Origin of the sequence: Allobosea sp. CER48, from assembly GCF_044752385.1 — a bacterium.
GTDB lineage: Bacteria > Pseudomonadota > Alphaproteobacteria > Rhizobiales > Beijerinckiaceae > Allobosea.
Genome location: NZ_JBIWYK010000052.1, coordinates 1 through 11,003, shown reverse-complemented (window position 1 = coordinate 11,003; position 11,003 = coordinate 1). Strand labels below are relative to the sequence as shown.

Here is an 11,003-nt window from a genome sequence, read left to right as displayed (position 1 = left end):
GCGCTGATGCTGTCATCGGCGCTGTTGCTCTCCGCCTGCACGGCGACGGACGGCGATCTCGGCCGTCCGCGGCCAACGTTCTGGTCGCAGCTGATCGCACCTGAATCCGGTTTCCTGGCCGCGGCGGGGCGCGGGGAGGCGGCGTCCTATTTCCGCCTGACCGACGACGAGGAGCAGTTGCGGGATCGCGCCTGGCGTTTCGTCATGCCGGGCCATGAAGCGAGCGTGTTCCAGGGCGAGGTCTCCAATCTCGCCCACACGCGCATCCTGCCGGTCGCCGCCCAGTCCACCGATGTCTCGGACTACTTCCGCGCGCTCACCTCGATGTCCTTCGCCTCGCAGGTCTCGCGCTACAACCGGCTGGCGGAAGATGCCAACGCGGATCGCCTGCTGATCGGCCCCTTCCGCGCCAATGCGATGCGGGTCGTCGGCATGGACCGCGTCCGCATGCGCGCCGCGGAAGCCTCCCCGGATGTGCCGCCCGGCAAGCAGGAGCCGGCGATGGCGCGCGTCGTCGAGAATGAGGGGCTGATCTTCTGGGTCTGCGAGCGACTGGATTTCCGGATCAGGAGCTATCGCTACGCATTGACCAATCTCGTCGTCGAGATGCCCTCGCGGGAAGCGGTCCGGGCCGAGCGCGCCATCATGGCGCTGGCCGCCGAATCCGCGCCGCTCTGCCAGATGCCGCTGAACGACGCCTTTGGCGGCGGCGCCAAGCGCCCGGTCGTCTACAAGGGCTGAGCGGAGCGTCGATTGCGCGTCAAGTCGCCGGACCGCAGGCGACACCGGTGGCGAGAGCCTCGGCATCGGCCTTGTCGGAGGGGAGGCGCACGAGCACGCGCGCCACGATCAGCCCTTGCGTCGTATCCGAGACGACGCGCAGTTCCCGGCTGGTCTCGCCTTCCTCGTCCTCGGCGATGCGCTCGTCGCGCTGGGCCTCGGTCAGGACCAGGAAATCGAGCACGCCGCGGATCGCCGCCCTGTCTGTGATTGCGTAGATCACCCCGCCGCCCTGCTGGTGCAGCGTCAGGCCGAGCGGGAGCGTGCCGGTGCGGGCGACGACGCGGACCGGGCCGGCCGAGAGATCGTAGCTGCAGATCGCGATGGCGACGTTGGGGTCGGCCTCGCGCAGGGCCGGAAGCCCGCGTGCCGCGCCGGGCGCGGGGATGAGTTCGGCATGGCCTTCCGTGCCGAGTTCCCGGTAGACGTCGGCCGCATCGCGCCGGGACAGGGAGGGAACGGCCAGGATCGCCACGATATGCACGATGGCGGCGAGGATCAGCCCGGCCAGCGTGCACATCAGGAACCGCGTCAGGCCACCGCGCAGCCGCGTTCGCCAGCCGGCGGGCCGCGCATGGCGCCCTGCCGCATCGTGCCCAATGGCGCTCATCGGCAGTCGAGCCGCTGGATACGCGGCAGGTTCGCGGCGCGGGTCTCGCCGGTCTGGCTGGAAATCGGCGTATCGTACAGGCGCAAGCGCAACTGGAACCGGCCGCTGACGGGCAGAGGCAGCCAGTTCCCGGCCTCCGGAGTGGCGGAGGCGCTGACGACCATCTGTCCATCCTCCGGCCGTACGATCTCGGCGTCGGTGAAGCTCGTACGCTCCAGAGGCAGGCGGAACGGCAGGCCGTCCGCATCGGTGACGCCAAGCGTCCAGCCGCGAGTCGTCGGCGTCGCGCCCGAGAGGGTGTAGCGGCACAGACCGTCCAATGGCTGGCCATCGTCGTCGCGCTCGGCGACCAGCTCGAGCCCCTCGCCGGAGCCGAGCGGCAAATGCGCGCCCCTCGCGAGATGCGCACGCATGTAAGGGTCTATGTTCCGGCCGCCACTGCGCGGCCAGGCCATCCAGGCGCCGACCTCGACCTTGCCGAGGGCTGGGCGCCCGGCCACCGCCCAATGCGCGGAGCCAAGGCCGAGCCCTGCTCCGAGCGCCAGAATATAGGCGAGATCGAGAATCCGCACGCTTGCCTTCCGCTGGCGATGCCCTTCACGCGAATTGAGCCGGGCAATGCCGGGTCGTCAACCATCTGCGTCTCAGCGCAGCCGCGTGTCTGCGCCCGTAACCTCCCGGATGCCGACCTGCACAGGTCTGCCTGCCGTACGCGACCGTTCGATCGTCTTGAACAGCGAGCCGACAGCCGAGAGCACCTCGAAGGACTGGCGCGGCATGTGTCCGGCGCCCGGGCCCGGCTGCTGGCCCGCATCGGGCGCAGCCGTGCCGGCCCTGGCGACGGCCAGGGCTTTCGGATCGGTGGTGGGCACGCCCGGAATCGGCTTCAGCTCCAGCCCCTGATGGGCGAACTGCATGATTTCCTTCCAGGTCATCGCCGGCAGCGAGCCGCCCGTCATGTTGGCGGTCTCCGCCGAATTGTCGTTGCCGAACCAGACGGCGCCGACGAGATTGCCGGAATAGCCGACATACCAGGCATCCTTGTAGCCGTTGGTCGTGCCGGTCTTGCCGGCCGTGACGACGCCGTCCAGCGCAGCGCGGCGGCCCGTGCCCTCGGTCGGCACCTTCGACAGCATGAAGTTCATGTCCTGCGCCACCTGCGGGCTCAGCACCTGCTTCGGCGGCGGTTCGTCGCGATCATGGCGATAGATCACATCGCCCTGCGAGTTGCTGATCTCGATGGCGGCATAGGGCTTCGCCCGCTTGCCGCCATTGGCAAGCGAGGCATATCCCGCCGCCTGGTCGATGACGGTGACCTCGGCCGCGCCGATCGGCAGGGAGACCGTGTCGGTGAGGGGGGTGGTCAGGCCCATCGCATGCGCCGTCTCGACGATCTTCTTGCGCCCGATCGCGGCCGCCCGGGCTTCATGCGTCTCGCCGGTGGCCCGGCCGATCGCGATCGACATCTGCACCGGGATCGTATTGATCGACTTGGCCAGGGCGACGGTCAGCGGCATCGAGCCGGCATAGGAGCGGCCGTAATTGTTCGGACACCAGTTGCCGATGCAGACCGGGCGGTCGGTGACGATCGTTGTCGGCTTGTAGAGCCCCGAGGAGAGCGCGGCTGCATAGACATAGGCCTTGAAGGACGAGCCCGGCTGCCGCTGGCTCGCGGTCGCCCGGTTGAACTGGCTGGCGCCATAGTCGCGGCCACCGACGATCGCACGGACCGCGCCGTCCGGGTCCATGATGACGGTCGCTGCCTGCTTCACGCGATAGGCCGGTCCGTGCTGGCGCAGGATCATCTCGATCGCCTCGTCGGCGCGGGACTGGATCGCGACATCGAGCGGCGTCTTCACGAGCAGCACGCGGTCGGGGCCGAGCTTGCCCTCGGCAGCCAGCTCCTTCACCGCGTCGAAGGCCCAGTCGAGATAGTAGTCGGGGCTGGAATCGCGCTTGCGGTCGACCGGCGTGGCCGGGTTGCGCTTCGCGCTGTCGACCTGGCCGGCCGTCATGAAGCCGGCATCGACCATGGCATTGAGCACGTCGTTGGCGCGCGCGCGGGCAGCGGGCAGATTGACGTGCGGCGCGTACTTCGTCGGCGCCTTGAACAGGCCGGCCAGCATGGCGGCCTCGGCCAGCGAGACGTCCTTCACCGACTTGCCGAAATAATACTCGGCAGCCGCCGCGACGCCGAAAGTCCCGCCGCCCATATAGGCGCGGTCGAGATACAGCTTGAGGATCTCGTTCTTGGTCAGCCGGGTTTCCAGCCAGAGGGCCAGGAAGGCTTCCTTGATCTTGCGGTCGAGCGAACGCTCGTTGTTGAGGAAGAGGTTCTTGGCGAGCTGCTGGGTCAGGGACGAGCCGCCCTGGACGACGCCCGAGGCGCGGGCGTTGACCGTCAGCGCCCGGAAGGTGCCGATCACGTCGATACCGAAATGATCGTAGAAGCGGCGATCCTCGGTGGCCAGAACGGCCTTCAGCAGATGATCGGGCATCTCCTCCAGCCTGAGGGAATCATCGTGGCGCGCGCCGCGATGGCCGACCGGCGCCCCGTAGCGGTCGAGGAAGGTGACGGCGAGGACCTGGTTCTTCAGGGCCTCCTCGTTGCCGATGCGGAACGCCGGCAGCGACAGCGTCAGCAGGACAAGCGCGCCGACGATCCCGATATTGAGCCCCTCGCTGGCGATCTCGGCCGCGAAGCGCTTGCCTCCGGTGACGGTCAGGCGGTCGGCATGGCTGCGAAGGCGCTCATAGGCCTCGCCGGCCCGACGGCCGGCATTCCAGAGGCTGGCGTCGAGCCATGAGTCCGCGGCGAGCGCAGCGCGCTTCAGCCTTGTCCTCCAGCCTGCCTTCCTGAACTCCATGGCCGTTCCAGGCTCTTCGAATGGCCCCCGCACAGTCGTGCCGCGCCAAAACCATCTTGGCAACAGCATAACGCCCGAGATTGGACACATAGTTACGACCCATCCGGGTATAAGAGGATGGGTGAAAAGATTGCGTGACGAACCTCACAGAAGCCGCGCTGGCGCGATGACGCCGGTCTGGTCGGGAGCCAGGCCCTTCCATCTTGGCGCGCGGCGGAGCATAAGCCGGCCATGACGCTGAAGCCGCCGAAAGACGAGCCGTTCTGGCGCACCACGCCGCTCGAGGCCATGTCGGCCGAGCAGTGGGAGTCGCTCTGCGACGGCTGCGGCCGCTGCTGCCTCGTCAAGCTCGAGGATGACGACACCGGCCGCATCTTCGCGACCGATGTCGGCTGCCGGCTGTTCGACGCCGGCACCTGCCGCTGCCGGGATTACAAGAACCGCTCGCTGAAGGTGCCGGACTGCGTGACGCTGACGCCGCACGAGGTGCGCACGCTGCCCTGGCTGCCGCCGACCTGCGCCTATCGCCTCGTCGCCGAGGGCAAGGACCTGCCCTGGTGGCATCCGCTCGTCTCCGGCGATCCGCAGACGGTCGTCGAAGCCGGCGTCTCCGTGCGCGGACGGGTCTACGCCTCCGAGGACGAGGTGCCGGAGGATGACGTGGCCGAGCGCATCGTGAACTGGCCGTTACGATGGCCGCGCGCCGCCCGGATGAAGAAGGCCTGACACTTCGGCGGGATCATATTGCATCGCATGAAGCGATGCTGCGCATGCTCATTGATTGTTCATCCGGATTTGGGCATGACCGCCACACCCCGCCGCCGGTACCGGAAGGCCACCGGCGGCATGCGCACGAAACTTTCGCACCGACCGGGCGTTTGCCGTGGTTGGCTGAACTGAAGAGGCTATGTGATGGCAGGTGGGAAGTGGGTCTATACCTTCGGCGACGGCAAGGCCGAAGGTGAGGCGGGAATGAAGAACCTGCTCGGCGGCAAGGGCGCGAACCTCGCCGAGATGAGCAACCTGGGCCTGCCCGTCCCTCCCGGCTTCACCATCACCACCGAGGTCTGCACCTGGTACTACGATAACGGCAAGAGCTTCCCCGCCGAGCTCGACGGGCAGGTCAAGGCCGCGCTCGACGGCATGGCCAAGCTCACCGGCAAAGTCTTCGGCGATCCTGCCAACCCGCTGCTCGTCTCCGTCCGCTCCGGCGCGCGCGCCTCGATGCCCGGCATGATGGACACCGTCCTCAACCTCGGCCTCAACGACGTCACGGTCGCGGCGATAGCGAAGGCTTCGGGCGACGAGCGCTTCGCCTGGGACAGCTACCGCCGCTTCATCACGATGTACTCCAACGTCGTGCTCGACATCGACCATGGCCTCTTCGAGGAGGCGCTCGAGGACTACAAGGAGCGCAAGGGCCTCCATCTCGACACCGATCTCAAGGCCGACGACTGGAAGGTGCTGGTCGGCAAGTACAAGGAGATCGTGAAGAAGGCGCTCGGCTCCGACTTCCCGCAGGATCCGCAGCAGCAGCTCTGGGGCGCCGTCGGCGCCGTCTTCTCGTCCTGGATGAATGCGCGCGCCATCAAGTACCGCGAGCTCAACGGCATCCCGGCCTCCTGGGGCACGGCGGTCAACGTCCAGTCGATGGTGTTCGGCAACATGGGCGACACCTCGGCGACCGGCGTCGCCTTCACGCGCAATCCCTCGACCGGCGAGAACGCGCTCTATGGCGAGTTCCTGATCAATGCACAGGGCGAGGACGTCGTCGCCGGCATCCGCACGCCGCAGGACATCACCGAGAAGGCCCGCATCGAGGCGGGTTCCGACAAGCCTTCGATGGAAAGGGAGATGCCGGAGGCCTATGCCGAGCTCTGCCGCATCTACGGCATCCTCGAGAAGCATTATCGCGACATGCAGGACATGGAGTTCACCATCCAGGAGGGCAAGCTCTGGATGCTGCAGACCAGGTCCGGCAAGCGCACGGCCAAGGCCGCGCTCAGGATCGCGGTCGACCTCGCCAATGAGGGCCTGATTTCGCAGCAGGAGGCCGTCGGCCGCGTCGAGCCCGGCGCGCTCGACCAGCTCCTGCACCCGACCATCGACCCCAAGGCCGAGCGTCGCGTGCTGACCGCCGGCCTGCCGGCTTCCCCCGGCGCCGCTGCCGGCGAGATCGTCTTCAACTCCGACGATGCCGAAGCTGCGAAGAAGGCCGGCCGCAAGGTCATCCTCGTGCGCGTCGAGACCTCGCCGGAGGACATCCACGGCATGCATGCCGCCGAAGGCATCCTGACCACGCGCGGCGGCATGACCTCGCATGCGGCAGTCGTGGCGCGCGGCATGGGCAAGCCCTGCGTTTCCGGCGCCGGCCAGATCCGTGTCGATTATGCCAAGGGCACGCTCGCGGTCGGGGCGGCGACGCTCAAGGCCGGTGATTTCGTCACGATCGATGGCGGCAACGGCCAGGTGCTGCTCGGCGAGGTCAAGATGCAGCAGCCGGAGCTTTCCGGCGATTTCGGCACGCTGATGAGCTGGGCCGACAAGGTCCGCCGCCTCAAGGTCCGTGCCAATGCGGAGACGCCGGAGGACGCGAAGACCGCCCGCGAATTCGGCGCCGAAGGCATCGGGCTCTGCCGCACCGAGCACATGTTCTTCGACGAGCACCGCATCCAGTCCGTACGCGAGATGATCCTCGCGCCGGACGACAAGGGCCGGCGGGCGGCGCTGGCCAAGCTCTTGCCGGTACAGCGCCAGGACTTCGTCCAGCTCTTCACCATCATGAGCGGCCTGCCGGTCACGATCCGCCTGCTCGATCCGCCGCTTCACGAATTCCTGCCGCAGGGCGAGAAGGAGATCGCGGAGGTTGCCGCAGCGCTCGGCGTTTCGCCCGACGCGCTGAAGCACCGCGCGGCGGAGCTGCACGAGTTCAACCCGATGCTCGGCTTCCGCGGCTGCCGCCTGGCGGTGGCCTTCCCCGAGATCGCCGAGATGCAGGCACGCGCCATCTTCGAGGCGGCCGTCATCGCCGCCAAGGAGACAGGCAAGCCGGTGATCCCGGAGGTGATGGTACCGCTCGTCATGGGCAAGCCCGAGCTCGATCTGGTCAAGGCCCGCATCGACGCCATGGCCAAGGCGGTGATGGAGGAGAGCGGCACGAAGATCGACTATCAGGTCGGCACCATGATCGAGCTGCCGCGCGCCGCGCTGCGCGCCGCCGAGATCGCCGAGAGCGCCGAGTTCTTCTCCTTCGGCACCAACGACCTGACGCAGACGACGCTCGGCATCAGCCGTGACGACGCCTCCTCCTTCCTCGGCTCCTACACCGCCAAGGGCCTGCTCGACGCCGACCCCTTCGTCACCATCGACCAGGAGGGCGTCGGCGAACTGGTGAAGCTCGCCGCCGAGCGCGGCCGCAAGACCCGGGCGGGCATCAAGCTCGGCATCTGCGGCGAACATGGCGGCGATCCGGCCTCGATCGGCTTCTGCGAGAGCGTTGGCCTCGACTACGTTTCCTGCTCGCCCTTCCGTGTGCCGATCGCGCGGCTTGCCGCGGCGCAGGCGGCGCTCGGTGCGGTCAAGCAGAAGGAAGGCTGAAGGCCTAGCTGCGGGAAACAAGCCGTCATGCTCGCCCTCCGGCGGGCATCCACGTCTTGAACACCGCGTTGCAGGAACAAAGACAGGAATGGCCGGGCTTGGCCCGGCCATGACGAGGTGTCCGTGCCGCTGAACCTGACAACGATCGGTTTCGATGCCGACGACACGCTCTGGCAGAACGAGCAGTTCTTCAGGATGACGGAGGATCGCTTCGTCGCGCTGCTCGGAGAGCACGGCGAAGCGGCCGAGATCTCCGGCCGCCTGCTCGAGGCGGAGAAGCGCAATCTCGGGTTCTACGGCTTCGGCATCAAGGGCTTCGTGCTGTCGATGATCGAGACCGCGATCGAGGTCACGAAGGGGCAGGTGCCGTCCTCGGTCATCGGGGAAATCCTGGCGGCCGGCCGGGAGATGGCCGCGCACCCCGTCGAGACCTTGCCGCATGTGCAGGAGACGCTGGAGGCGCTCGCCGGTGGCTATCGCCTGGTGCTGATCACAAAGGGCGATCTCTTCGACCAGGAGCGCAAGCTCGCCCAGTCCGGCCTAGGCGACTTCTTCGACGCGGTCGAGATCGTCAGCGACAAGAAGGCTGCCACCTACGAGCGGATCTTCGCTCGCCATGGCGATGGGGCGGGGCGGGCGATGATGGTCGGCAATTCACTGAAGTCCGACATTCTGCCGGCGCTGGAGGCCGGTTCGTGGGCGGTCCATGTGCCGCACGACCTTACCTGGGTCCTGGAGCATGCCGAGGAGCCGTCCGGGCATGAGCGCTATCACGCGATCCCGGACCTTGGCCCGCTGCGGAGCCTTGTCGACCGCCTGTCGCGATAGCCGGCGCGCGTGCCGGTTCAGTCGACCCAGAGGCCGCGCTTGCGGTGCCACTCCTCGATCGACTCCACCGGATAGTCCTCGAAGCTCTGATCGTTCGCGCCGATGTCGGCATCGACCCAGCTGGCCTTGAAACGCAGCATGAGATGCGTCTTCTCCGGGGCGCGAGGCAGATGACTGTCGATCGCCGAGGCGAAGGGGTGCAGCAGTTCCGGCCAGCGCGGATCGAACAGCCAGAGCGCGGTACCGCAAAGCTTGCAGAAGCATCGCTGCGCCGGGGAGCGCGTGCCCTTGCCATCGTCGTCGTGGATGATGGCGCTGAAGCTGCCGACCGCGTCCTCGCCCTCGACCTTCAAGGTCCCGGCTACGGCCGACAGATTGATCGCGAACCCGCCGCCACCGGCAGTCTTGCGGCAGATGGAGCAATAGCAGAGCTGGTAGGGAACCGGGGCATGGCTTTCGGCCGAGAAGTGAACCGCCCCGCAGCAGCATGAACCCTTGAGCGTTATCGGCATTGTCTGACCTCCGCTTGCCAGTCAAACACGTGCTCGCCCGCCATGTTCCGAGCGTTCCCGGCCCGTTTGCTGGACCTGTCTTGTATTTCGTGCTATCCGCACCGATGTAAGACGAGATGCGGCCGGGTTCTGGCCACTCCTCCGCTTGGCGGCCTGTCCGGTGGCGGTTACGAATCAGATCCACCACACATCGCTACAAGGCCATGGCGAGGCGTCCGCGCGTCACGTTGTGTCATCACGATAGTCGCGGATCTGAAACGTAAGGACTACCCCCATGAACAAGGGCACCGTGAAGTGGTTCAACGCCACCAAGGGCTACGGCTTCATCACGCCTGAGAACGGCGGCCAGGACGTGTTCGTCCACATCAGCGCCGTCGAGCGCGCTGGCCTGCGCGAGCTGCGCGACGGCCAGGTCGTCTCCTACGAACTCGTTGCCGATCGCAAGACCGGCAAGACCTCGGCCGGCAACCTCGCCGTCGCCTGACGAGCCTATCGGCCGGGTGGGCGTTCGCCCGCCCGGTCCACGACAAGCCTTCCGGCGCTGTGGCTAGCGGTTCGCCGGTTGGATCGATTCTCTGATATCCAGGCCGGATACGGGCTGGCGGCGCAGCCGATAACCACATGCGCCCCCCGTCATCACGGCGCCCAGAAAGCTTCTTCTTGACCAAATTTACCGAACTCGGCCTCGCCGAGCCCCTGCTCAAGGCGCTCGCGGCCGAGGGCTATGAGACGCCCACGCCGATCCAGGCGCAGGCGATCCCCCACATTCTGAAGGGCCGCGACCTGCTCGGTGCCGCCCAGACGGGCACCGGCAAGACGGCCGCCTTCGCGCTGCCGATGCTGCATCGCCTGCTCGGCAAGCCGCGCCAGATGCCGGCCCGCTCGGTGCGCGTGCTCATCCTGTCGCCGACGCGCGAGCTCTCGGCCCAGATCGAGACCAACATCCGCGCCTATGCGCGCTTCACCTCGCTGAAATCGATGGTGATCTTCGGCGGCGTGCCCGTCGGCAAGCAGATCCGCGCGCTCGGCGAGAAGGTCGACATCCTCGTCGCCACGCCCGGCCGCCTGCTCGACCTCGTCGACCAGCGCGCCGTTTCGCTGCGCGAGATCGAGTTCCTCGTCCTCGACGAGGCCGACCAGATGCTCGATCTCGGCTTCATCCACGCGCTGCGCCGTATCGCCACGCTGATCCCGAAGGAGCGCCAGACGCTGCTCTTCTCGGCGACCATGCCGAAGCCGATCCGCGATATCGCCTCCGCCTATCTGACCGATCCGGTCGAGGTTGCGGTGACGCCGGTCGCGACCACCGCGGAGAAGATCGACCAGCGTGTCATCTTCACCGAGCCGAACGACAAGCCGGCCCTGCTGGCCAGGACGCTGAACGTGCCCGAGCTCGAGCGCGCCATCGTCTTCACGCGCACCAAGCACGGTGCCGACAAGGTCGTGCGTCAGCTCGACCAGGCCGGCATCGGGGCGGCGGCGATCCACGGCAACAAGAGCCAGGGCCAGCGCGAGCGCGCGCTCGGCGCCTTCCGCGACGGTTCCCTCCGCATTCTCGTCGCCACCGACATCGCCGCGCGCGGCATCGATGTCGACGGCGTCAGCCATGTCGTGAACTACGACCTGCCGAACGTGCCGGAGAGCTATGTCCATCGCATCGGCCGCACGGCGCGCGCCGGCGCTTCCGGCGTTGCCATCGCCTTCTGCACGCCGGAAGAGCGCGGCGACCTCGCGGCGATCGAGAAGCTGACCGGCGTGAAGCCGACGCCGATCGGCGAGGTGCCGTACTGGGACGGGCGCACGCCCAAG

10 protein-coding genes are annotated in these 11,003 nt (G+C 67.5%); 6 read left to right on the top strand and 4 right to left on the bottom strand.

Annotation, left to right across the window (positions count from 1 at the left end; all coding sequences use genetic code 11):
* Positions 1–741: hypothetical protein (locus ACIPIA_RS03950; protein ID WP_400506881.1), on the top strand; the 741-nt coding region annotated here is incomplete at its 5' end.
* 19 nt (positions 742–760) lie between these two features.
* Here the strand turns inward: ACIPIA_RS03950 and ACIPIA_RS03945 are convergent.
* The 3 genes from ACIPIA_RS03945 to ACIPIA_RS03935 all read right to left on the bottom strand — a co-directional run bounded on the left by ACIPIA_RS03945 (position 761) and on the right by ACIPIA_RS03935 (position 4,257).
* The gene (locus tag ACIPIA_RS03945; protein WP_400506879.1) at positions 761–1,390 is read right to left on the bottom strand and encodes a DUF1254 domain-containing protein; all 630 of its coding nucleotides are present in this window, start codon (positions 1,388–1,390) and stop codon (positions 761–763) included.
* On the bottom strand, positions 1,387–1,962 hold the full coding sequence (locus ACIPIA_RS03940; protein ID WP_400506877.1) for a DUF1214 domain-containing protein: 576 nt from the start codon (positions 1,960–1,962) through the stop codon (positions 1,387–1,389). Before ACIPIA_RS03940 ends, ACIPIA_RS03945 begins: the two co-directional genes overlap by 4 nt.
* A 72-nt stretch (positions 1,963–2,034) precedes the next feature.
* The gene (locus tag ACIPIA_RS03935; protein WP_400506875.1) at positions 2,035–4,257 is read right to left on the bottom strand and encodes a transglycosylase domain-containing protein; all 2,223 of its coding nucleotides are present in this window, start codon (positions 4,255–4,257) and stop codon (positions 2,035–2,037) included.
* Between the two features lie 231 nt (positions 4,258–4,488).
* Between ACIPIA_RS03935 and ACIPIA_RS03930 the strand changes: the two genes are divergently transcribed.
* From ACIPIA_RS03930 to ACIPIA_RS03920, 3 genes are all read left to right on the top strand, one after another.
* Positions 4,489–4,983, top strand: coding sequence for a YcgN family cysteine cluster protein (locus ACIPIA_RS03930; RefSeq protein ID WP_400506873.1), 495 nt, complete (start codon positions 4,489–4,491; stop codon positions 4,981–4,983).
* Between the two features lie 186 nt (positions 4,984–5,169).
* Positions 5,170–7,854, top strand: coding sequence for a pyruvate, phosphate dikinase (ppdK, locus tag ACIPIA_RS03925; protein ID WP_400506871.1), 2,685 nt, complete (start codon positions 5,170–5,172; stop codon positions 7,852–7,854).
* 123 nt (positions 7,855–7,977) lie between these two features.
* Positions 7,978–8,682 (top strand): HAD family hydrolase, encoded by a 705-nt coding sequence (locus tag ACIPIA_RS03920; protein WP_400506869.1) that lies wholly within the window; start codon positions 7,978–7,980, stop codon positions 8,680–8,682.
* A gap of 17 nt (positions 8,683–8,699) precedes the next feature.
* Here ACIPIA_RS03920 and ACIPIA_RS03915 read toward each other — a convergent pair whose 3' ends face one another.
* The gene (locus ACIPIA_RS03915; RefSeq protein ID WP_400506867.1) at positions 8,700–9,194 is read right to left on the bottom strand and encodes a GFA family protein; all 495 of its coding nucleotides are present in this window, start codon (positions 9,192–9,194) and stop codon (positions 8,700–8,702) included.
* Between the two features lie 274 nt (positions 9,195–9,468).
* Here ACIPIA_RS03915 and ACIPIA_RS03910 point away from each other — a divergent pair, with 274 nt between their 5' ends.
* Both ACIPIA_RS03910 and ACIPIA_RS03905 read left to right on the top strand, forming a co-directional pair.
* The gene (locus ACIPIA_RS03910) at positions 9,469–9,678 is read left to right on the top strand and encodes a cold-shock protein (protein ID WP_055726538.1); all 210 of its coding nucleotides are present in this window, start codon (positions 9,469–9,471) and stop codon (positions 9,676–9,678) included.
* Positions 9,679–9,854: 176 nt separating this feature from the next.
* Positions 9,855–11,003: DEAD/DEAH box helicase (locus ACIPIA_RS03905; RefSeq protein ID WP_400506865.1), on the top strand; the 1,149-nt coding region annotated here is incomplete at its 3' end.